The organism is Candidatus Zixiibacteriota bacterium (genome assembly GCA_017999435.1).
GTDB lineage: Bacteria > Zixibacteria > MSB-5A5 > GN15 > FEB-12 > JAGNLV01.
On record JAGNLV010000003.1, the window covers coordinates 298,037 to 321,890 of the forward strand.

Below are 23,854 nucleotides of genomic sequence, written 5' to 3' on the forward strand. Positions count from 1 at the left end.
AGCGCTGGCCGGTTTTGCCCAAACCATGACAGCCGTCGTCCACTTTGTACTCGCAATCGGAGAAGACGCATGGGCGGAGTGATATCGCCGGCATGTCCGTCTCGCTGCCATCAATCTCACGCCGCCAGGTCCATTCACCGTAGACAAAGGAGGGCCGGTGGGGCCTTGGCTGTCTGCAGTACGCGAGTTACTACTGCCCAGGTAAGACGGTCACCGAGTACAGTGGTTTCCCTGTACGAGCATCCACCAGCGTCCGTACGATACACCTATCCTCAGGCAGTGGCGGACCCGACTCACCTGCGAACGCCGGTGGCTTGGGTAGCGGTACCCCCCGCCCAATTACGTCCCATACCAACTGCACTTGGCCAATACTGTCCCTATCCCTGATCGCCACATAGTACGCAATGATCTGCTTGGCTTTCAGGGGACTCGACCCCACGGCGAAGTTGAGGGCCTGCAAGAACTTGCATTTAGGGAGGTCGTCAGGCAAGCCCAGCCACAGATCTTCAGCCTGTTCGGCGGCGCGACGAGCGGACAGGGGGGGAAGAGTCGCCTCGGACGCTGAGGCAACAGAGAAGATCGAAACCAATTTGCCCGTGGTGGAGTCAATGAAAGCGACGAAGTCCTTCGGGTTATACCTCCGAACCCAGTCGTCACTCCAATCGGGCAAATCCAAGAACACTGGCGGGAGGTTGATGCGCCACACCCGCCGCTCCTTGAGGGAATCGCTGAGAAACAGTCCCGTGGAATCCGAAAAAGCCGTCAGCGACGCGTAGTCTCCGGCGGCCTTAGCCGGAATCGCGTTGAGCTCCGGAAAACCAGTATAGGCATAGAGCACCTGAAGAGCTTCGGCGGCCGACTCGACGGCGGGGTCACCCTCGCGCTGCCCCGGTCTATCCTGGGCCGCCGCCGAAGCGAGCAGCGTGACAGCCACGAGTAATCCTGCGAATGTGGAGGGGCAACTCATGTATCCTCCGGTCATTTGAAGTTTGGGTGAAAGGTTACGTAAGCAACCCTGTTGTTTACCTCGGGTTAACGTCCCAGACTTTGATCGAGCTTTCGCCAACAGTGTCGGCTTGCCACTCAGCCCAATCAGTCGAATATAACCGTGCGTTCAGTCGAAACGTGACGATCTGGTATGTTCCCCCAGCTCGCTTGGTAGAGCAATCAGAGAAGACACATTCGTCACCATACGCCCCCACCATGTCGTTCTCGCGACGGGTTACCTCACCTTCGAACTGAGTCCAGGAGCCCTTTACCTGCTGCCAGATTGCCATCGACCGCGATGTCTTCCACGGTACCCCGTTAATGTACACCGTCCATTGACCCGTGGAGGGTTGGAGCTCCACCTGAAACTCGTGAGGTTGACCCGCTGAAGGCGGGTGTTCATAATCCGTGATCGAGTAGAAGCAAGATGGATCCGGAGACGAACATTCGCATACCTCGAACATACGTGCGTTGATCTGATCCGTAAATCCGGAAGGTCTCCATTTCAAGAACCCTGTTTGAGCCCAAATATGGCCGTTGTATCCGATGGAGGTGTCGTAGACCACCGTCACTGTTGCGAGGCTGGAGGTGGTAAGTGTCTCGGCGGGCGAGCCGCAGAGCTTGTTCGGATAGCGCACCAGTATGTCGGCCCGAGCGCCGACCACATCCGCTCCATAATGATTCTCCTTCTGAATTCCCGCGTGTCCGTACTGCTCGGTACAGCAGTCGATGCAGTCACCCGCTGCCAAGTCCGGTACCTGTATCGGCCCCGCTTCTGCAGCTACAATGACGTCGGAGAGAAATTCGATTTCATCCGGTGTAGCCGTCGCCAACACCCTCGCAAAGTACAGCCCCGGTGGAATCTCGTCAAGATAAGTAATCACCAGAGAGAGCTCCCTCAAGCAGAAGTCCCCGTCCGTGACGTGTATGGGCTTCCCCTGTAGGACAAGTCTCCCTGCGGAAAAAAGTCCTACCCTATAATACCCGCCGCCGGCGGGAGAGTTGCCGCTGATTTTGTAGGAGTAACCCTCAGCACAGCACTGGGGATCCTCGAAGATCACGCTGTCGACCCCGAACTCGTCCGTATCGGGAGGCGTGCATTCGATCCAGTTACAGCAGGAGAGGGCGGATCCAAGCAGGCTTAAGGCTATTGCCAGGGGAAGCAAGTTCTTCATTTCACCACCACTACCTTTCTCGTCGCGGTGTGTTCGCCGGCGACTAGCTTGGCCAGGAATACCCCGCTGGCCAGCGGTCGACCAAAATTGTCCCGGCCGTCCCAATCCACCACGTGGCTCCCCGCCGCCAACTCCCCATCGACAAGGGTTGCCACTTCCTGCCCCAAGATGTTGTAGATTCTCAAGGTGACCGGCGCTGCCGTTGGGAGGGAGAAACGGAACGACGTGCTCGGGTTGAACGGATTCGGATAGTTCTGCGCAAACTCAAACAGGCGGGCCGTCTGTACGCCGTCGGCACTCGCTTGCCGGTCATACCGCCCGACCGCCTTGAACAGCAGCAGGCTCCCTTCGGGCTGCGCAACCGCGGGATCGGAGCCTTGGAACACCAACTCCAGCCGTTCTCCGGGCCGGAGTCTTGCCTTCTCCTGATCGACAGCGGTGAGCATGGATCGAACATCCCCGAGTTCAGAGTGGATGGCATCTACTAATTCTACCCCCACCGACCGGCAATCGATCCGTTCGTAGGTCTGGTAGGGCAACCAGTCAAGGCTAATCTGCTGTGTCCAGGCCACCCGCACCAACAGCCGGCCATCCACCACATAGCCGGCCAAATCAGTCAGGTTCACCTCACCCCTGACTCGTGCGCAGAGCTGGCGGCACTCTACCCAGTTCCCCTGCCGGTCCCTTGCGTACACGGTAATGACGTTCTCGCCCTCCGTTCCGTCAACTGCTGGTTTGTAGAGCATCTTTGAGGGCGGAGTAGGACCGAGTAGAAGCGGCTCTTCGGAAGAACCCATTTCATATTCCAATTCAAGCCGACCGGATCCGGTGGCCTCGAAGCGGTTGCCATCCTCCTCAGTCAGCAGGTGCAGCACATCTCGACCCCGCTCGTCCCAAGCGGAAACCGGAGCAATCGGCTCGCCGGTCAGCCGAACCGGCTGATCGAGACCATCGGGAAGCACCACCTCACCCTCACCAGGTGGTACCTGGCACAGTTCGAGGCTGAAGTGGTCAAACTCCGATACCTCCTGCTCCTCCTCAGTAATCAGAAACCGAAACCGACCGTCAGCATCGGGTTGCGCTGCATATATCGGATAGCTGTCCTCGACGTCACGGCCGGCCGAGCCCGGCTGCTCCGACTCCGGAAGCAGATTGTCTACGAATCCGTAGTCGGCTCCGTTCCAAGCGTAGAGCATGGGGCATCCGTTGGAAGGAGGTGGGCAGGGCGGTGTGCAAGGTGTATAGCAGGGAGCAAGATATATCTTGCCATATCCGATTACTTCATCTATCCACTCATACTGATCGTACCACTTTTCGGGGCTATAGGGATCAACTGACACCAGTGCTCGCAGAGTGATAAACGTACCGGAAGTATCCCCTTTAACATCACCCTTCCTGATCGGAAAATGAGTGATCTGTAACCATAAGCTGCACAGAGGCGTGATGCACTGGAAAGGGGGAGTGCCGTCATACCAGTAATCCACGGTCGCTGCATCAGTGTCGCTGTAGATCATGCCGAAGTCCGGTTGCGCCCACCAGAAGGTCAGTTGCGAATCATAGTAATTGTCATAGGCGTCGATATAGACCCTCCACCAGCGCGCTGGGTGAACGTGGAGACAATAGGGCTCGAATTCACCCGTCGGGTCAATCACGCCCTTGTCCTCAACGACAATGCGGGCTCCCGGATCGGGATAGCGCGTGACATACAGTGAGTCCGTAAAGGTCGTGTCCGTTGTGCCGTATTTCGATTTGACCCGTATCGTAAAGCGATACCACGCCGAATCCGGGTCCTCCGGAGCAAGATTGTACTGAAAGTAGTGGTGCCGCCATGGCAAATTTAGGGAGTCGTGCACCTCTTTTAGCAGTGTACTCCCGCAGTAGACTTTGCGCCAGGACTCCGAAGCCCCGCTCTGAGCCCATTTGCAGACCACGCGATCGGACTGGCCTGACGGCCAATAGGGCTCGTAAAACAGGGAGTCATAGAGGACATCGCAACCGAGTTTGAAGCGACGGACCCCAGTGTTGGTACTGTAGAATTCCGTGGCAAAGGCGTCACCGAGAATAATCGGTGCGTTGCGCGTGCCCTCCTGGTATGCCCACCCTTCGGCGATTTTGAACCGCTGCGGCCAGTATAACTGATTATTGGCGGTTCCGGTCGTGCCAAAGGTCGCAATGACCTCGTCCAATCCGGAAGTGAGAACGTAGACCGTGCTGTGGCGACTGTCAACCACATAGACTGTACCGTAGCCATCGACCGTTACCGAGGTCAGGTAGGCATCGGACGGAAACATGAACTGTGGTGTGTAGTAAGCTCGGCCATCGTTGGTGTTCATGAGCACAACCCGGTTGTTGCCGGCGCAGGTGATGTAGATCCACTCTATGGGGTAATGGGTGTAGCTGCTGCGGGCGAAGCAGAGGCTTGTGCCGTTCGATCCAGGGATTGCAAAGTACCGCTGGAAGTCGCCGTCATAGTTGTAGATAGCGACTCGGTTGTTCCCTTGATCGAGAACGGCGACTTGATACAGGTCGTTAATAGGATCTGATCCCCATGGAATTCGAGCAGCCGCCACATCTGCCACATAATAACCGAACCCGGAGAGGGTCTCAAGATACGCTGGTTCACCAGTATCCCAGTCTACATCGTAGACCTGTACCCGCTTATTGTAACCGTCGGCGACGTACCAGTGCTGCCCTACGTAGGCTATTCCTGACAGCTGATTGAATTGATGAGTGCCGGTGCCATAACCCCCAAACGCTTGGAGCCAATGAAGTTCGTCCGGCCGGCCAGGGTTCTTGGAAGAGGCCACGATGCGGTTCCAATTGGGATCGGCGACAAAGAGAAACTCATGGTCCAGCCAGTTCCATGGATCATCATAGACCATGGCAAATACTGCAGACGGACGGTTGAAGATTTGACAATCGAACTCTGCTTGGCTCACTGTCGCGGTCATTCGCGTATAGCTGCCATAGATCGGCTTCGGTAGGAGGAGTTTGTTAGACACGAGAGAAGAACTGTTCGTGCCGTTGGCCTCGGTGTGGAACCGTCGGCTCCGATCGGCATCAGCACCCACAGCTGCCGCTGCCTCACAGGTAAGACGGCCAAATTGCTCGAGCAGCTTAGTCGGATAAACGATTACCGGGGCAATCGGGCCAGGTACGAAGTCGATCTGGAAGAACCGTTGACGGTTCATCAGGCCGGTCTGCGCGAGCGCCTGAACCCGTACGCCGACCGTGTCCCCGCGACCAGCAATTCCCTCCAGAGACAAGCCCAAGCGGGCAGGGGAGGTTCCACTGACCGCGGCCAGTCGCTCGTGGATTGCGGCGACCAATTCGTCGCAGCGCGATCTGTCTTCTTCACTGAGCAAGCAGTTGAATTGGGCGAGATTGAAATCCACGGGATTGGCGAGCGCCTGCTCAAGGACATGGAGAGCCAGATAGAAGGCGTCGGCGTCGGTCACATCTGCCCGCACCGGCTCCGTGTCGCCTGCGTACACTGTCACCGAAATCGAGAGAATCACGATGACAGCAGACAGCGTCGATGGAGTCAATAGTCTTCGTCGTTCCATGTGCGCAACTCCTTGCTTCCATTTGATCGCGGGCTTTGTCAACACCCGCCGCTTGTTTTCTTGACTCATTCGAGGCAGCGGTGAGTCGCAAACACTCTTCGCTGCTCTCTTTGGGAGAACTGTACATGGTCATCGACTGCTGCCATCGTTTGAAGAACCAGTACAGAGGACAGAGGAATGATGGGACAAGCTTGATTCTACATCAGCTTGATGCAATTCCTGTTTCGCTGATCTCAAGGCACTGGCTTTCATTTCTAATCCTCTGACACGACTTCTTCGGTCATAAGCGTCCTGCTCGTGGCCCACACGTATCAATGGGAGCCCGACACACTCATTATGCCTTTGTGCAAGACCGCACATCAAACAGTGTGCCAAATCGAGTGAAACTGACGAGCTGCTTTTTCAACCGCTTGACGCCAACGGTATTAGGAATCTGAAAGGATAATAAGGGACGGACGACTGAAGTCATCCAAAGGGCCGTAGTTCGCACCCAGCGCGAGTTCTTTCGCGTTCGGTCCGTTTTGGTTCACGCTCGGCTATTGCAAGTACGCGAACACCTCAATCTGGTACGCATTTCTGCTGTTTTGGTACGCAGGAGAATTATTAAAGCTGGCATTTGAGTGATTAGCATTGGCGTGGGAGGGTGGAAATGCTCGCAGACGTTCGCGGCAGCAAGCCGGGTTCGCATGCGAAGGAGAGCCGCCCCGAGTCCAATGCCGCGGTAATGAATGGCAAAATGACGGACAGAGAAAGCCTAATTCTTCGAGAGCCCGTGTTTCTGAATACGCTTGCGGATTGCTCCCTCGGACACCCCGAGCACCCGCGCCGCCTGTCGCCGATTCCAAGCCGTCGCGGTCAGTACCGTCCGCAACTGCTCCCCTTCGGGCTCACTCGCCAGTGCCAGATCGATCAGCCGCGACAAGTCCCGCTGCGCCTGTACCAGCAGATGCGCCAGTTCCGTCTGCAACTGCCGCACATTCCCGGGCCACTGTCTCAGCGACCACAACAGGCTCAACCGCTCTATTACCTCGGCATGTTCCTTCACATCAACTCCCCGCTCGACCAGGAAATGCTCGATCAACAGCGAGATATCCTCCGCCCGCTCGCGCAGCGGTGGCAGATGAATCGGTACCTGGTTCAGCCGATGAAACAGATCCTGCCGGAACTCCTTCCGTGCTATCAGCTCCTGAAGGTCGTGATTAGTGGCAGCAATGAGGCGACACGTGATATTCCGCAGCTTGTTCTGGCCCAACCGGCGCACCTGCCGAGTCTCGAACACCTCAAGCAGCTTGGCTTGGAACGCGGGGCTTGAGTCGGCAATCTCATTCAGGTAGAGCGTCCCATCGTTTGCTTCTTCGATCAGACCTTGCCGATTCTCAGCAGCGCCGGTGAACGCTCCCCTGGCATAGCCGAAGAGCTCCGACTCGATAATCTCGCCGGGAATCGCCGCGCTGTTGACCGAGACGAACCGACCCTGCCGGCCGGAATGGTAATGAATGTAGCGAGCGAGCAAATCCTTGCCGGTCCCCGTCTCGCCCGTGAGCAGAACCGTCAGCTCCGTGGCGGCGGCCTGCTTAGCAGCTTCTACCGACCTTCTCATCTTGTCGCTGCGACCGATGACCGCAGGCACCCCGCAGCCTCCTGAATCCTCGTCGGGAGCTGTCGGGAGTGGCCTACTCCTGAAGGCACCGTCCACTGCCGCCACAAAGTGATCGATCCCTTCAGATACAAAGTACTCACGCGCCAGGTAGAGTAACGCCGCGCACTCGCGCCGAGTCCACAGCCCGGAGATCGCTGCCAGATAGCGGGTAACCGCCAGGTCATATCGGAACTCCATCTGTTCGAACGCGTCAAGTGCCTGCTGGAATGATGTGCGAGCTTCCTTTCGCCGGCCCCAGTTGTGATGAATCTGCGCCAGGGCCCTGCGGCTTGCAGCAACTTCGGGACGCTCACCAATCTGCTCGGCAATCTGGAGGGCCTCGGTCGCGTAAACCTCGGCCTGTCCCCACTCTTTGCTGGCAATGTAGACATCGGCAAGGAGGCGTTTGTTCTGGGACACGAGCGAGGAACGGGCGGCCACCTTGAGGGCGATTTCGAGGCCAGCCAGAAGCGTCTGTTCGGCAGTGCGGAAGTCCCCGCCGAGAAACTCAATCAATCCGAGGTTTTCGTGGTAGACGGCGTTTTCGCGCGCGTACTGGTCGACATACGGCTTAGCCTGTATGATAATTCGTCGTGCCTCGTCGATTCTTCCCAGCAATGCCACTGGGATAGATGCAACGCAACAGTAGTAGATATAGGATTCTGCGTTGCCGGGGGTGGGTGTCACGGCGTACTTGGCGTATATGCGCTGGGCCTCGCGGAGGCACCCGTTCATCCTTCGGATCTTCCCGAGGTTGTGAGCCACAACGGCTACACGACGGACATCTCCCAATGTATTTGCCATCTCCAGACACTGCACCAAGGTGTTTCCCGCTCCGACAAGATCTCCGGACTGCGACTGGCAGTAGGCTACCCTGTTCAAGGCGATTACGGCACTGAGTTCATCTTCACAACGCTTGAAGTGTACGTACGCTTCCATGAAAGTAGCTCGCGCAGCAAGGAATTCTCCGGTAGCCGCCTGATACCACCCCTTCACATGTTTCGCACGGGCGAATAGACGGGTGTCCGGGTGGTAACGCAACAACACAATGGCTTTTTCGATTGCCTCCGGAGAATACACTCCCGCGTGCATCGCGGCTTCGGCACCCAGAAGGTAGTACAATCCCCGCTCGTTCTCGGGAACGGAGTCAGTGTCAATCTTATCCAGCTGGCCCTGAGCCTCCCGGATCTTACCGGCAGCAATCAACTCCTCAATTACATCCAGCTGGCGCAGATGGCTCTTCATCGGCCCCCTCCGTAACTACTGCCGGCCTTGGCTTTGAAGATTCGCGAAAAGTTGGGAAAAACGGGGAAATCAGCCACTTCCAGACGCACCGATCGAAATACGAGCAAATATGGCTCCCTTTGTGCGTCGTCTCGATGCCGCCCCAACCGCCATCGTCCCCACTCGACCGACTTGGCGCCGCCTCCAGCGGAATCCATGGTGGCGGATTCTGCGGGTCCCATGCTCGGCTCTCGACCGCCGGCGACCCGATCGCCAGCCCCATCACTACTAACAATAGCCCTACGACCAGTCGCTTCATAACTTACCTCACCTCAGCTGAAGGATCCGCCAACGCCAAAAGTTCTCCCAGAATCAATATCTTAGTCGCCGTCCCGATGAGGCCTGTTTCAGCAAGAGACAATCCCTCGGTTCATACCTGCCAACACCAACTGTCGCCTCCGACCTGCTGGTCATCCGCCAACGACATCTGTTCTGGCAAGCCGTCGACCCCGCCACTCACTCGGACGGTGCTCACCTCCACATAGAAATACCGGATAGATCACCGATGCCTAAACCAGAACCGTCGACTGAGTCTGAAACTACTCATACGTAATCCGTTGACCGTCTCGCTGGTGTCATTCAAACCGATAGGTGGCCGAAGGATTTCTCCTGCGCCCGTCCAACCGTAGCTGATCGCTCGGCCAACTGCATCTGATTAATTAACCACAGATTGTCAGGATTTGTCAAGCCAAAAGTGCCGCCTGAACGCATAGTCAACGAGGAATAGTCCGATTTGTCACCTACGGACATCGGAAACCTTCAAACCGATGGTCTGCTCACACTACCACGTGCTCCAACCGCATCTTCCGTTTCTCCCAATCCGGCATCAACCGGGACAGCAGCCGCCAGAAGCCGCGGCTGTGGTTTTTGTATCGCAGGTGGCACAGCTCGTGCATGATGACGTAGTCAATGCAGTGCACCGGGGCCTTGGCCAACTCAAGGTTCAACGTAATTCGGTTGTTCTTGGTGCAACTGCCCCACCGACGCTTCATCGGCCGATACCGGATCGGCGGGCGGGGCAGGTTGGCCCGATTTGCAGTCAACACGCACTGGTCCAACCTCCGTTCCAGCGCCACCTTCGCATGCTGCGTGAACCAGCCGATTACCATCCGCCTCACTCTCTCCCGACTTGCTTTCTGTCCGGTCCGTACCTCTATGTACCCCCCGACCAGCTTGACCTCGTCTTCATGGCCCTCGATCACTCTCAACCGGTACTGCCGACCCAAGTACAGATGGGTCTCCCCACTGACATACTGCCGCTCTGTCGGCAGTGGCTGAAACCGCTCGAAATCCACCAACTGTCGGACAATCCACCGCGCCCGACGCAGCACCCGCTTCTTCACTTCCGCCGGCGCCTTGCCGATCGGGGCCTTCACCGACACCCTCAAGTTCGGATGCACACTGATCGCCAGATCCTGGCGGTCACCATAGGTCAAATCGTACTCGATCCGCCGCAGCCCGTATTGGATCGCATGCCGCCCGCCAGAATACTTGATCTTACGCCTACTCACGGCCGCCTCACTTTGAACACATCAATGCAGTCATCCATGATCTTGTCGATATCCTCGAAACTGAGCTCAAATCCATGACGGTCTTTGATCTCGAATAGCACATCTTCCATCTCGGTCCGCATCTGGTTCTGACGGTCACTGTTGGTGGTCCAGTTGGTGATACGTAGTTTCTCCAGAACCCGGTCCATCTTTAACGCCGCCTCAGCGCTTACCCGCGACGCGTTGGCTCCATCCGCGGTGTACCGCTCGACAATTCGCCGAATCACCCCGTACAACGCCTTTGCCACATCCTCCCTCTGCAATTCATCCGGAATCTCGTCACCGGTTCTGTTCCGCACCGATTCCATGATACTCGCAGCCTGCTTGAGGTACTCGGCGGCCGAAATCCATTCCTTCCGGAACGCCTCGATTGCTGCCTCCAGCATCTTCGAGAACTTCTCGTAGAACGCCGGGTCCTCCGCCCACCGCTCGTGAATCGTGCGCAGCGTTCGGTGCGCTATCGTATCGGCCTTGGCAGCCGGCTCGACCACCCTGTCGACCTCCTCTCGAAACTTGTCGGTGTTGAATATATCAACTGGCTTGACCACCTGCTCGACCTCGCCCGCTCCGACATAAGTGTTCACGAGCTTGGCAATCCGCTCCTGATACTCCCCAAAATCGACCGTTTCGGCAAACCGATGCGCCACCGCATACCGCAGGTTTTTGAAATACTTGAGATCGGTCCGGTACCGGTCGAGTTCTTTCTGATCGGTATCCCGCAGAAACTTCTCCGACGACATCGCGATCCCGAGCGTCCGTGCGAAATCCGAAAACCGGTCATAGAACTTCAACCGCCGTTCCTCGTCCTCAAGGTGCCGCTGCATCGCCTCGACATCCTGCTTGTTCTTCACTCCCTTGAACACATCCCACAGGTCCGAGTAAAGCTGCGGCAACTTGGCAGTCTCAGCCCCGACATCGGTCACCAGATCCTGCAGATCCGCGCGATCAAATTCATCGAGATCCCCATACAGATCGAGTGCAAAATCCAGTTCCTTCAGGATGCCCCGGTAGTCGATGATATACCCGAAATTCTTTCCTTCGTGCAGCCGATTCACCCGTGCGATCGCCTGCAACAACGTATGCTCCTTGAGCGGACGGGTCAGGTACAGAATCGTATTCCGCGGGCAGTCGAACCCGGTCAGCAGTTTGGACACCACGATCACAATATCGAACCCCTCCTCCGACCCAAACTCCTTGATCAACTCCCGGTTGTAGTCCTTCTCCGACCCGAACCGCTTCATCATCTTCCGCCAGAACTCCACCACCTCCGACGTATTCCTCTCGTCGACATCGGTCTCCCCCTCGCGGTCATCCGGCCCGGATATTATCACCTCCGAGGTCACCATCCCGAACTCATCGAGATACCGCTTGTACAAGAGCGCCGTCGCCTTATCCGGCGCGACCAACTGCCCCTTGAGTCCGGTGCCCTTCCATGTAGTGCTGTAGTGCACGCTCACATCCCAGGCGATCCTCGCCACCCGCTGTTCCGCCTTGTTGAGCTGTTCCGTAGTCGAGAACTTCCTCTTGAGGTCGGCCTTCTGCTTGTCTGAAAGCCCCCTCGTCATTTTGTCGAACCAACTGTCGATTTCCTCCTTCGAGACGTACAAGTCAACTTGCCGCCCCTCGTACAGGAGCGGCACCACCGCCTTATCTTTGACCGCGTCCGTCATAGTATAGATCGGCTGGATCAGCCCCCCGAACTTCTGGATCGTGTTCTTCTCCTTCCGCGCCACCGGCGTGCCGGTGAAACCGATATAGCAGGCCTTCGGCAACACCAGCCGCATTTTCGCGTGACGCACCCTGTACTGCGTCCGATGGCCCTCATCAACCAGCACGAAGATATTGTCGTCCTCCACCGGGACCTCGTCCCGTCCCACCCCGGCATCGAACTTGTCAATCACGGTGGCGATGATCTCTTCTCTCCCCTTGCGAAGAAGCTGAATCAAATGCGGCCCCGTCCGTGCCTGCACCACTTCTTTGCCGCAGTTGCGGAACGTCCCCCAGATCTGGTCGTCCAGATCGACTCGATCGGTCACCAGGACAATCCGCGGATTCAGGATCTCCGTATCCAGCGCCAGCGCCTTGGCCAGCATCACCATCGTCAGTGACTTCCCGCTCCCCTGGGTGTGCCACACCACGCCTCCCTTCCGATTCCCTTCCGGCAGCCGCTCGTGCGCCCGCTCCATGATCCGGTGGACCGTGAAATACTGCTGATACCGCGCAATCTTCTTTGTGCCGGCATCGAACAGCACAAACCGGTACGCCAGTTCCAGCAGCCTGTCCGGACGGCACAGGCAGTAGATCGCCTGATCCTGCGCCGACACCAGTCGTCCCCCCGCCTTGTCCTGCTCCTCGAAGTGCTGTCGCGTCACGTTGAACGGACGCATGAACAGCGCGTCATTTTCTTCCGGTGACAGGCTCTTGTTCACCAGCGTCGCCAGCTGCCGTTCCGCGTCCTTGCTGAAATCCTCCCGCCAAACCGCCCAAAATTGCGCCGGTGTGCCGGTTGTCCCGTACTTGGCGGCGTTCTGCGCTACGCCGAGGAGAAGTTGCGTGTAGACAAACAGCCCGGGAATCTGGTCGTCCTTCTGATTGCGTATCTGTTGTGACACCGCCTGGTCGACCGGCAGGCCGTCTTTGGTTTGGATCGACGGAGACTTACACTCGATTACCGCCAGTGGAATGCCATTGACGAACAGCACGATATCGGGGTACCGCTCCTGCTTTACCCCCGTCCGCTCGACCTCGTACTCCGCCGTGCAGTGGTAGACATTCCGCTCCGGCCGCTCCCAGTCGATATAGTGCAGACTGAAATGCTTGGTGTCGCCGTCGATTGACTGCGGCAGGCTCTTGCCTAAGGTCAAAAGTTCGTACAGCTTCTCATTGGTGCGAATCAAGCCGTCGTACAGGTAGTCCTTGAGCGCCTGCACCGCCGTCAGGATATTCCCTTCCGTAAACGGGTAGGTGCGCCCCTTGAACTCGATGCAGTTGAGTGTCCGGAGTTGGTCAACGAGGATCGGTTCGAGGATCACCTCCGACGTCCGCCCGTTGCGTAACTCAACCGCTTCTGCCGGCGGTATGTACTGGAATCCGAGGTTGATCAGCAGTTGGAGCGCCGGTACCTGGGAGGTCCGCATCTCGTCTATGCGCAGTTGGTCAGGATTCATCCTTCTCCCTCCCCATCTTCTTCTTGTTCGGCTTAACGTAGAGATCGAAGAGGAACACATGCACCGCCACGAACCGCCCTGGATCATCTGCCAATTTGAATCGAAGCCGCCATTCGCCGGGCTGTTTTGTCCCCAAGTCAGAAACGAAATTCGGATGCTTCATGAGTAGTTCGGGCAGGTTCTTCTGTATCGTCGAGAACCCAGCGTAATGCTTATTGAACGCAATGAGTGCCGATCTGCAGTCCCGCCATGTATGGTATCCCAGCATCTGGTTGATAGCATCGCCCACCGTCTTCGGTCCGTACCAGACCTTACATTCACCCACAAACGCCTCCCGATTCTCAGCCGTGATCAATATATCGGTTTTCCCATTCCGGCGAAACGTCTCACCGGTGGCCTGCCCCTTGTAGACCGCATTGAGGCTCGCCAGCAGGAAGTCCCGAAGCTCCTCCTCATCAAGTTTGGAGGGGGCCGATGGCAGTGATTCGAGCGTTCGCCCCATATGGCGAAGGATTGACAGGATGTCCTCATAGGCCTCATCGGTGAGTCCGCGTTCCTCCTGGCCCTTGGGGCTGTTCGAGAGAGGCACGACGGGCTTTCGTCTCACCTCCAATGGATGGAAGGTGGGAGCCCCCTCCTTGCGCTCCAGCGGTATGTCAATTGTTTTTGCCACAGTCGAATACAGTGCCAGCTTCTTGCGTCGCGCCGTTATCGCGCGGCGAACATCCCTCTGCAAAACCTCGTTGTGACGCTCGATTTGACCCCGCACCTGATCAACATGATATTCGATGTTGTCGATTACTGACTTGATTTCACCGGCGAGGTCCCTCTCTGCCCTGTCGTCAGGCACTTCGACTATGATCACCAGTGCACCTGCTCCACTCGGAAAGCCGTCTGTCTGAACTTGAGCTCGGGGAATCACTGACCGGTGGGTGTTCGGGAGATAGTACCATAACTGGAAATCGCCTGTGAATGGCAGGGTCACGCGTGCGCGGACTCCGCTGACCGACGAGCCATCCCAGCCACTGATTCGCCCGTCATCGATATCCCAAGTGAACAGCTGCCGGTGCAGGCATAAAGGTTCGTGCTGCAGCTTGGACATAACATGAGCCAAAACCACATCGTCCATGCTGCAAGAAAACTGCTCGCGCGGAATCTTCTGCACGTGGTCCACGGCTTCTTGTCGATTCTTGTCAAGGATGGTGGCAAGAGGCCCCCGGTTAAACAGCGTTTCCATCAAAGGTTCTATCACTTATGCTGCCCTGCCTTTCCTCCAACTCGCACCCTGCCCGTCAGTAGCACCTGCATCAGGCCGCGCTTCTGCTCCTGCAAGCGACCTTTCAGTTCGATCATCGAGGCAATGGACTTATCTACCGAGAGGAGAGCGTCACCTACCTTTCGCTGCTCCTGAACTGAAGGCAGTTCGGCCCTGATGTGCGCGAAACTGTTGTATTTAAGGTTCAGTGTATCGTCGACCAAACCTTGCGAGAACCGCCGAAAACGATGAACCATCGGCGGAAACTTGAAGAAGTATGCGGCAAACAAGGCATCAACATCAGGCCCTGGTGTTACTACGGTGTACGCAGGGCTGACAATTCCCTCCAGTTCCGACAAAGCTGAAACACCCTGCCACATGCGCATGGTGTTGTAACCGATGTCGCCTCGGGCGATTCGCTTGTACGCGCTCTTGTCATCTGTCGATGTGTCCTTCCGGTCAACCTCATCTCTCGGGATGATGCCCCGGTCCGAGGTTACGGAGAGCAAGGGAAGGTCCTGTCTGTTCGATTCAGACCTCTCTGAAAAGACCTCACCAAGCTTCACTTTCCTCCACGTGCACGCCTCGTACCCCGGAAACCGCCGCCTCCCGGTCAGCAGTTGCTGCATCAGACCTTTCTTGAGCCGGGTCTTGGCGCCAATCAACTTCGACACCTGCTCAATCGCCAAGTCCCATCGCGCGAGAATGCTAACTATCTGTTGTTGCTCGGTCGGAGGTGGAACCAAGATTGGCAGGTTTCTCAGATAATCGCTTTGCAGCCTCCCAGTTCCGTGACCCGAGTGGTCTACAAAACCACGCAACACGTGTTTCCGGAAGGCCAAGAAGTAGGCCAGGTAGTCGTTGCTAACCCCGGTTCTGCCACTTATCGCTTTGAGGTCCTGATTGAATGTTGACGAGCAGGGGGTCAATCCAACCGGGACGTCCTTGTGTAAGGTCATGCCACGCACGAGGATTAGAATCGTATTTCCGGGCACTTTCCGCGCGCCTGACCGGCTCCCCAGTTCGGTGAGGTGGTGGAGCGAATCCCTCAGTCTGAACCACTTCAAGTCTTTCGCCGTGTACCACGGAATGCTCCCCCCCCAGAAATCTGCCTTCCCTTTGCCTGGTGTCCCGCCCGAGATGATCGTCGCGATTTCACCTAGTTCCAGCTGCTTCCACCCCTTAGGCACCATACCCCAACTCCTTCAGATACTCCCGCATCACTGCAGGTGCGTGCCATCCTATCTCGCTCCTGCCCGACTGATCAACTGCATGGGATGACTTCGCGGGACGGGACGTATTGTTCCACGTGGATAGGTGGTCAGATCTCATGGTGTTTCTCTTTCAAGTACTTTGTGACTCTCTTGCTGATAGACTCAGGCGGTATCTGTATGCCAGAGCCAGCTATCATGTTTCCGGCATCAAGGTATTCAAGGAGGAATCCATCCGGTGATTGAAGAGCCTGGAGCTCCCGGAGCTTGTGACCATGACAGTTTCGCAATCTATGGCCGCTTCCACAGGGACACGGTTGGTGTCCCCGGTAATCGTCGTCTGCCAGTATGCGCAGCAACCCTAACACGATCAAGTCATCCTCCGTGGAAAACTCGCTTCGGTAGAAATCCAGGATTCCGCGAAGGCCATGCGACCATTCACCGAACGGCATTTCTCCCCGTTGCTCGACATACGAGTAAGCATACAGATATGGGACAACGGCTTCTTCGACGAATCTCAACAGTGTCAGATTGGCTGCAAACCTCCGGCGAAGATCGAGCGGGACTCCGAGGCAGAGCGACCCATCATCATACTTGTGGTGATCTTCTGATATTCGGCCCCCTGTTTCAAAAACAGATGGGATTCGGCGCGGATAGTCAGAAGGCACTCGCAGGAGAACGTCATACGCGTCCTTGATTTCGATGCCGCCATGTTCCGCCGAAAAGGCTAAGCGACCGACGATCTGGACAGATCCGTCTTCGGCTACCTTTAGCCGAAGTTCGGGAAACTGGGCATGCAGTCCCGCAAATTGACCGATCACCAGTTGGACCAATTCTTCTTGTATCAGCGTGGCGACCATGGTTTACTCGGATGAGAGATGCGAAATTGTGGTACTGCCGGTTGGTTGTAGCTCTCCATTACCTTATTGGCGACACTGGCTCCGAAGGCTTTCTGCAGAACCTTCTCGTTTTCGGTTCTGTTCGGCATACCGAGAGCGGTCAAATCGGCTTTTATCCATTGGATCCACTGGAAGAAAGCCCTGGCACCCAAGTTATCGGCCTCATGCCACTTGTCAGCGAAGTTCTCAGCGGGATTGATCGGATTAGGGATGTACCATCGGCCGCCAGCGTCCCTCGTCAGTATTCTCTCTCCCGCAAACCGCTCCCGCACCTGACCGTGCGCAAGCAATGGTGTGTAAGCGGCCAAAGCGTCCACGATGTTTGTGAGTGCAGAATGGACATCCGGCTCACCCAGATATGCGAGGGCGGCCAGTGTCGTGATAATCATGGAAATCGGTTTCGCTTCTTCCCACTGGTGTCCGCCGAACCTGATGTCTCGGTGTCGCTTGAGAAGCTGGATCGCCTTCTGGAGGGGCGTCTTGACGGAGAACTCGGGGACCTGATCTATATGGACGCCCCTTGCTGCTGCCAGTGCTTTCCTCTGGCTTTCGAACTGAGGCCTCATTCGGTTCATGAACCAGACTGCATATCCCTTTGGATTACTGCACTTCCAACATGATAGACGCTTGTCGGGTATGAGAATGGCGTCGGAACCCATTTGACCATCGGGGGTGGCGGGTAAAATATCCAAGTGGAATGCCCCGGCGTACTTGATTTGCCAGCAGCGGTTCTTCTCCACGAGTATGTCTCGGTACCGTTCGTTCTCTCGAAGCCGGTCGCCCACGAGTCTCTTCAGCTGTGCCGGTTTGGTATTCTGCGAGTTGACCTCTAAACGACACACTAAGTCGATGTCGTACTCCGGATCATCCCCGATCGGTCTCACAATCGTGCCCAAGCGGAAGGATCCATGAGAATAGATATTGGGCTTAAGAACGGCTATGGAGGAGCCATCTCGCCCCAGCCAGTCCCCTATAGCTTCGTAGTGTCCAACCGCTTTGTTGAAGTCAGTTTCCGAAATATCAAGCTCAGCGGCCATCTGGCTGAGAACTTCATTCATCGGGATGTTATCATTTGTGCTCATTTAACCTCTCCTGAAACAGGTGTTATCGTGTGGCACGGCACAAAAGGGGATGCCATGTGTGCCGAAAACATTCGCTTGAACTCCGGCGTTAGGTGACGACTTGTGTGGGCAGCGTTCGACAATAGGCCTTCAGCCGTTAGTTTGTCCAGAGCAAACAGTTCGTCGTGAACGAGTGGATCACATCTCAGGTACCTGTCCTTGTCGAGTAGAAGCGAAGCTTGACCGTGGGCACCCACACTTTGCCCCCGCAAGATTACGTCGACGGCAGCTTTTCGCCACTGCCAAAAACCACCGTTACTTAGTGATTCTGGTTTCTTCTGGATCGGGGAAGTTGTACTGAGACTAAAAGCGCGTAACGACTCAACAGGCTGCTGCAAGATACCTATTGCCTCGACAATACCAACAACAACTGGGTTGTTCGCCCAAACACCGCCGTCGATCAAGCGGATGGAATCGACCTCTCGACAGACGCCAAAGTATGTAGGTGCCGAACTCGTTGCGAGGGCTATTTTCCACATCGGGACCTTATAGTCCCGCTGAAAGCGCGTGTGGTGCGCGGTCTTAAAAATGTAAACTTCGTCGGCATCGAGGTTGTATGAGGGTATAGCGAGCCGTTTCTGACTATCGGCCAATCGCCTTTCTCCGAAACAGGCCTTCAGCGCGGAGGCCAATGGTTCGGAGCCGTATTTTCGCGTGAACAAACGCCCTGAGGTGCGAAAACTCTGCGGAAAAATCTTCGGCCCTTCTTGAACGTAGAACTCGACGATCTCTCGGGGGCTCATGCCGATTCCAAGGCTGAGAGCTATTATCCCGCCTGTCGATGTCCCCACAACCAGATCGAAGTGGTTCACTATCGTCGTTCCAAGATCGTCCTCAATGGCGGCCAAAACTGCCGCCGAGAAGATCCCTTTGATACCACCGCCATCCAGAGAGAGTATCTGAAACCTACCCCCCATACCCCAACTCCTTCAGATACGCCCTCATTTGCGCCCGCGTCTCGGCCAACTGGCGCTCCAGCTCGTCTATCTCTTTCTGCACCGCCTCGATATCGATCTCCTCCTCCTCCTCGAACGTGTCCACGTACCGGGGAATATTCAGGTTGTACTCCGCCTCCCGGATCTCCTCGATGGTCGCCCGGTACGCGTACTTTTCGACGGTCTCGTACCTCCGGTAGGATGCCACGATCTTTTCGATATCCTGATCCCGCAGCTTGTTCTGTCGCTTGCCGTCCTCGTATTCGCGGCTGGCATCGATGAACAGCACATCGGTCTTCTCCCCCCGCCCCTTGTCGAACACGAGGATCGCCGCCGGTATCCCGGTGCCGAAAAACAACTGCGCCGGCAGCCCGATCACCGCATCGAGCAGGTTTTCCTCGATCAGCTTTTGCCGGATGCGCCCTTCCGCCCCGCCGCGGAACAGCACCCCGTGCGGGACGATCACGCCAATGCGCCCTCTGCCCTCGACCGCCGACTCGATCATGTGGCTGATGAAGGCGTAATCCCCTTTGCTTTTCGGCGGGATTCCCCGGTGGAACCGGTTGTAGATATCCACCCGGGCTTCGTCGTACCCCCACTTGTCCAGCGAAAACGGCGGATTGGCCACCACGATATCGAATTTCATCAGCCGGTCTTCCTCGACCAGTTTCGGCGCGGTCAGCGAGTTGCACCACTCGATCCGGGCGCTGTCTTTGTTATGCAGGAACATGTTCATGCGGCAGAGCGCCCAGGTCGAACCGTTGTTCTCCTGCCCGAACAGCGCATAGTTGTCGTTCCCGATCTCGTTGGCCACCCGGATCAACAGCGACCCCGACCCGCACGCCGGGTCGAGTATCAGCGCCCCCGGTTTCGGGTTGACGAGCTTCGCGAGGAGGCGCGACACCTGCCGGGGGGTGTAGAACTCGCCTGCTTTCTTGCCTGCTCCGGCGGCGAATTTCTCGATCAGGTATTCGTACACGTCGCCGATCACATCGTGGTCGCTGATCACACTTGGGCGCAGGTCAAGCCGGCTGTCGTTGAAATCATCGAGCAGGTGCTTGAGCCGTCGGTTGCGCTCCTTGGCCTCCCCAAGGGCTGCCTCACTGTTGAAGCTGATGTTCCGGAAGACGTTTTCGAGCTTCGTCTTGTTGGCGTCTTCAATTGCCGCCAACGCCTTGTCAATCTCCTCGCCCACGTTGGCGGCGTTCCTTTTCTTGTACAGACTGTCGAAATCGCAGCCCTTCGGCAGGATGAAACGTTCTCGCGACAGGGCCCGCTCCACCCGGCCGGTGTCGCCCTTGTACTTCCGTTGGTATTCCTCCCGCTTGTCCTTCCACCAGTCGCTCACGTACTTGATGAAGAGCATTGTGAGGATATAGTTCTTGTACTCCGCTGGGTCGATAGCCCCGCGGAACGTATCGCATGCTTTCCAAACGATATCGTTGATTTCCTTCTGATTGACCTCTTTCGCCATAGTTGTGTCCTCTATTTGGAGTGATTACGTGCCGCTTGAAGGGTGATCCGAGACACCAGCAGAGCCCGCCGTTCCGCCAACCGCTTCTCGATCTGCCGCTCGCACCTTCCGAGCCGGTCCAGTTCGGCAATAGCCTGCTGAACAGGCATCGGCGGCACATCGACCGGAAGGTCGACCAGCGCCGACTTTGGCACCACCGGCATGTGGCTGCCCCGTCGTGCGAGGGATTCCATGAACACCTTCGCTGGAGGAGAATTGAGATACCAGGCGAGAAAGGAGGGCAGGACCTCGCCGGTGTTTGGGCGAATGATAAAAAAGTAGGCGACCGGGATCAGATTTCCCATATTCCTGCCCATGAAAACGGCCCAGTTGTCGTGCCCGCGTGACAGAAACAGGACATCTCCCGGCTGGAGCAGGAACGCGGAGGGATGCCGCGGCGGCTCAAAAGGGGTGAGCCTTTCGACCTGTAGATTCCGATCCTCATCGAAATCCTTGATCTGGACGAGCCTGAACGGGCTCCCGTTGATCGGTTTGACCCTCCCCTTGGTAGGATATCCGAGCTGGATGTCTGCAATCTCGCCAAGTTTCCGCTTCACAATCGCCTCATCAATTGTATTTCGCATACTGCAACAAAAATATCACCATTATGTTTCCATTTCGCAACAATTTTCTTTTGTATTTTCGATACTGTTTGTCGGATTTTGCGTATCCTTCTCCAGCACCCGCCGACCGGATCGACGAGCCTCTACTGGCTACCTCGTCACCTCCCCGATTCACCGTCCAATAGGTGACAATCCGATCGGCAGAAAGTGATTGCCACAATTGCCTTTACGGCGTATATTTAGGATAAGGAGGTGACACACCGGTGGGCAATGTCCGTCTGGGTATTCTGCCCCAGACCCATAGGTGGCGGGAGGTAGTCAAGCTGCTGGAGGGCGAGGGCTCTCTGACTGAGATCGCCAAGGCCAGCTTCGAGGCCGCCCTTGTCAGTTTCCGGCACATCCCCAACGATCCCGGATTCACCGAGGCTCTCACCGAGATATTCAAGTTTGCCGAATCGGCCAAGACGGTTGACTTCGTTGACAGGTTGCAGGTGGTGGGGTTTGAGGTCGGTTCGGATGCCTCCGCACTTGAGCTCCTGGCCAGCCTCCGGTCACGCATCGACAATTCTTTCCGCCGGTTCTCGAATCGTACCGACCTCCAGGAAATCGCCGTCAACAGTTTCGGCGAGTCACTCATGCGCCAGACTGCGGCCGAGCTGCCGTCGCTGCTCGCCGCCCCTCCCCGGACAGCCCAGGAAGTAGTCCGGCGTCAACTGACCGGATCGCGCTTCAAGGGCCTCATGCACGAGTTCTACTCGGTGTTCACCCGCCGCTACCTCGCGTACTACCTCAGCCGCGAGCTGGCCCGCCACGTCGGCGGCCCCGGCTCCCGCTTTCGGAGCATAGATGAGCATACGGCTTTCAATCGGGCGTTTGACACCTGGGTTCGGCAATCGGTCCGCATTGCAGACGAATTCACCCCCGGCTGGTTTGCCAAGACCAGTTATCAGGAAGGGATTACCCGCCAAAACGTCTCCCGCTACGCCCATGTAGCTTTCAAGAAAATCTCCGGCGAACTCCAGCGAGGCAACGGCCATGGGCACGGGGGATAGAGCCTTTCTCTTCGAGTGCGGGGGCGAACGGGCCGGGGATCGAGACCCCGCGGATTACCTCAACGTCATTCCACTGGACTGGCATCCGGAAACCGGCAACGTCAATTTCAGGCTCGATAACATCAGTGAGCCCATAGGCCGCGATATCCCGGATATTTGTCTCGATATGCTTGAGATCGGCGCCTATGTCTACAGCGCGGATCAGGCGGTATCCAGAGGCGGTCCCAAGCAACGCCGCCATGGCAGCGACTGGTACCGCAATTTTGAGCTCCATATCCCGGTGAGACGTCTTGACATTTGGACCAGGCCGGCGGTGCAGAAGGCGCTCAGCGAGACACTCAACTTCCTGTCGGACGACCGCTGGGACTTCAAATTCGCGCAACTGACCAGAGAAATCCCGATCAACCTGCTGATTGACTTCAACCGGGACGGGCCGTGGTTTCCACCGGATGAGGTCATGCTGTTCTCGGGCGGCCTCGACTCGCTCGCCGGCGCGGTTGACGGACTCGTCAACCACGGCAGGAAACTGGCGTTGGTGAGTCATCGCTCGGTCGCTCCTGTCGACAGTCGCCAGCGGGAAATTGTCAGGAGACTGCAAGCGCTGGGCGGTCGCGGAGGTCAGGCGGTGCACATTCCGGTATGGGTGAACCGGCGCGGGGCAACCGGAAGCGACACCACACAACGCGCCAGGTCGTTTCTGTACGCCATGCTGGCGGCCGCCGTGGCCATCATGCACGATATGGACCGCATTTGCTTTTACGAGAACGGGATAACGAGCATCAATCTCGCTCCGGTGGAACAGGTGGTGGGCGCCAGAGCCAGCCGCACGACTCATCCGAGAACGCTTCACGGCTACGCCCGGCTCCTGACCGCCGTCACCGGCCGGCCTTTCGAGGTCGACAATCCGTACTTCTGGAAAACGAAGTCGGATATAGTGCGAGTGATCAAGGAGGCCGGCCAGTCTGAGTTGGTGGGTCTATCCAAGAGTTGCACCCACACCCACGGCACCACGAAAGAGCACCCCCACTGCGGCGTCTGTTCCCAGTGTGTGGACCGGAGAATCTCCACGGCGCATAACGAGTTGGAGACGTACGACCCCGGGCATAAGTATGTGACGGATATCTTCAATGGTCCTCTCCCCAAGAAGACGAAACCGACGGAGCGGACAATGGTCGAATCGCTCATCCGTCACAACCGCGAACTGGAGCAGATGGACGAGGTTCAGTTCTGGACGCATCACGAGCGGCTCTCATCGGTTTTGCCGTACGTTGACGGGAAAGGGGTCGAAAAGCCACTCAGGATATTCGAATTGCTGCACCGCCACGCTCGGCAGGTCGGGGAGGTCATCAACGCCCAGATCAGAGCCCGTGCGGACGCCATCCGGCTGGGGCAGATCGACCCAGACTCGCTTCTGGGCATCCTGACCGAAGGAGCGTGCCGCAAGCCTACTGCAGAACTGCCATTCCGACCGTTTCCGACGCCCGAGGGGGCCGGCTGGGAGGAGATCACGATCGAGATCACTTCCCGGGAAACGCTCCGAGTCACGTGCCGCGGGATAACGAAATCTTACAGCGCCTACGAGCTCGGGTTTGTCGATCGCCGCAAGACCGACCGGTTCACCAACCAGTGGCGGCTTCTTGAGGCTTTTGCGGCGCAGGGCGGCCAGATTTACTGGGAGAGCAACAAGTCCAGTGAGGGGCTCCAGAAGGCTGTTCAGGCGCTGAAGGCGAGGCTCTGCCGGATATTTGGCCTGAAGGACCCGCCGATTGCCAATTACACGAGGGTCTCCGGCTACGTAACCAAGTTCACGATCCGGGACGTCTCCTTCCGTGGTGGCTCACATTCCGAAATTTCGGAATCTTCACGCCCGTAATCGCCCACTTTTTTTCACCAGCAAATTCGTTCAGCCACAGTCGCTTACGACCATGGCCGTGGCT

15 protein-coding genes are annotated in these 23,854 nt (G+C 57.0%); 2 read left to right on the plus strand and 13 right to left on the minus strand.

Annotated features, from left to right (window positions below):
- Positions 1-190: 190 nt before the first annotated feature.
- From KA261_09355 to KA261_09415, 13 genes are all read right to left on the minus strand, one after another.
- On the minus strand, positions 191-934 hold the full coding sequence (locus KA261_09355) for a hypothetical protein (GenBank protein ID MBP7698004.1): 744 nt from the start codon (positions 932-934) through the stop codon (positions 191-193).
- Positions 935-1,022: 88 nt separating this feature from the next.
- Positions 1,023-2,162, minus strand: a complete 1,140-nt coding sequence (locus KA261_09360; protein ID MBP7698005.1) for a hypothetical protein — start codon at positions 2,160-2,162, stop codon at positions 1,023-1,025.
- The gene (locus tag KA261_09365; GenBank protein MBP7698006.1) at positions 2,159-5,728 is read right to left on the minus strand and encodes a T9SS type A sorting domain-containing protein; all 3,570 of its coding nucleotides are present in this window, start codon (positions 5,726-5,728) and stop codon (positions 2,159-2,161) included. The genes KA261_09360 and KA261_09365 overlap by 4 nt, the downstream gene beginning before the upstream one ends.
- A 754-nt stretch (positions 5,729-6,482) precedes the next feature.
- Positions 6,483-8,612 (minus strand): sigma 54-interacting transcriptional regulator, encoded by a 2,130-nt coding sequence (locus tag KA261_09370; GenBank protein MBP7698007.1) that lies wholly within the window; start codon positions 8,610-8,612, stop codon positions 6,483-6,485.
- A gap of 815 nt (positions 8,613-9,427) precedes the next feature.
- Positions 9,428-10,162, minus strand: coding sequence for a M48 family metallopeptidase (locus tag KA261_09375; protein ID MBP7698008.1), 735 nt, complete (start codon positions 10,160-10,162; stop codon positions 9,428-9,430).
- Positions 10,159-13,368 (minus strand): type I restriction endonuclease subunit R, encoded by a 3,210-nt coding sequence (locus tag KA261_09380; protein MBP7698009.1) that lies wholly within the window; start codon positions 13,366-13,368, stop codon positions 10,159-10,161. Before KA261_09380 ends, KA261_09375 begins: the two co-directional genes overlap by 4 nt.
- Complete coding sequence (locus tag KA261_09385) at positions 13,358-14,605, minus strand: hypothetical protein (protein MBP7698010.1); 1,248 nt, start codon at positions 14,603-14,605, stop codon at positions 13,358-13,360. The genes KA261_09380 and KA261_09385 overlap by 11 nt, the downstream gene beginning before the upstream one ends.
- Positions 14,606-14,616: 11 nt before the next feature.
- On the minus strand, positions 14,617-15,816 hold the full coding sequence (locus KA261_09390) for a restriction endonuclease subunit S (protein ID MBP7698011.1): 1,200 nt from the start codon (positions 15,814-15,816) through the stop codon (positions 14,617-14,619).
- A gap of 128 nt (positions 15,817-15,944) precedes the next feature.
- Positions 15,945-16,694 (minus strand): SEC-C domain-containing protein, encoded by a 750-nt coding sequence (locus tag KA261_09395; protein ID MBP7698012.1) that lies wholly within the window; start codon positions 16,692-16,694, stop codon positions 15,945-15,947.
- The gene (locus KA261_09400; protein MBP7698013.1) at positions 16,679-17,815 is read right to left on the minus strand and encodes a nucleotidyltransferase; all 1,137 of its coding nucleotides are present in this window, start codon (positions 17,813-17,815) and stop codon (positions 16,679-16,681) included. Before KA261_09400 ends, KA261_09395 begins: the two co-directional genes overlap by 16 nt.
- The gene (locus KA261_09405) at positions 17,812-18,771 is read right to left on the minus strand and encodes a patatin-like phospholipase family protein (protein MBP7698014.1); all 960 of its coding nucleotides are present in this window, start codon (positions 18,769-18,771) and stop codon (positions 17,812-17,814) included. Before KA261_09405 ends, KA261_09400 begins: the two co-directional genes overlap by 4 nt.
- Positions 18,761-20,263 carry a type I restriction-modification system subunit M gene (locus KA261_09410; GenBank protein MBP7698015.1) on the minus strand — a complete coding sequence of 501 codons (1,503 nt, stop codon included), beginning with the start codon at positions 20,261-20,263 and terminating at the stop codon, positions 18,761-18,763. Before KA261_09410 ends, KA261_09405 begins: the two co-directional genes overlap by 11 nt.
- Positions 20,264-20,274: 11 nt before the next feature.
- Positions 20,275-20,859, minus strand: coding sequence for a hypothetical protein (locus KA261_09415; GenBank protein MBP7698016.1), 585 nt, complete (start codon positions 20,857-20,859; stop codon positions 20,275-20,277).
- Between the two features lie 269 nt (positions 20,860-21,128).
- Here KA261_09415 and KA261_09420 point away from each other — a divergent pair, with 269 nt between their 5' ends.
- Together KA261_09420 and KA261_09425 are read left to right on the plus strand one after the other, a co-directional pair.
- Complete coding sequence (locus KA261_09420) at positions 21,129-21,917, plus strand: hypothetical protein (GenBank protein ID MBP7698017.1); 789 nt, start codon at positions 21,129-21,131, stop codon at positions 21,915-21,917.
- Positions 21,901-23,790, plus strand: coding sequence for a 7-cyano-7-deazaguanine synthase (locus KA261_09425; GenBank protein MBP7698018.1), 1,890 nt, complete (start codon positions 21,901-21,903; stop codon positions 23,788-23,790). The genes KA261_09420 and KA261_09425 overlap by 17 nt, the downstream gene beginning before the upstream one ends.
- The last annotated feature ends 64 nt before the right edge of the window (positions 23,791-23,854 follow it).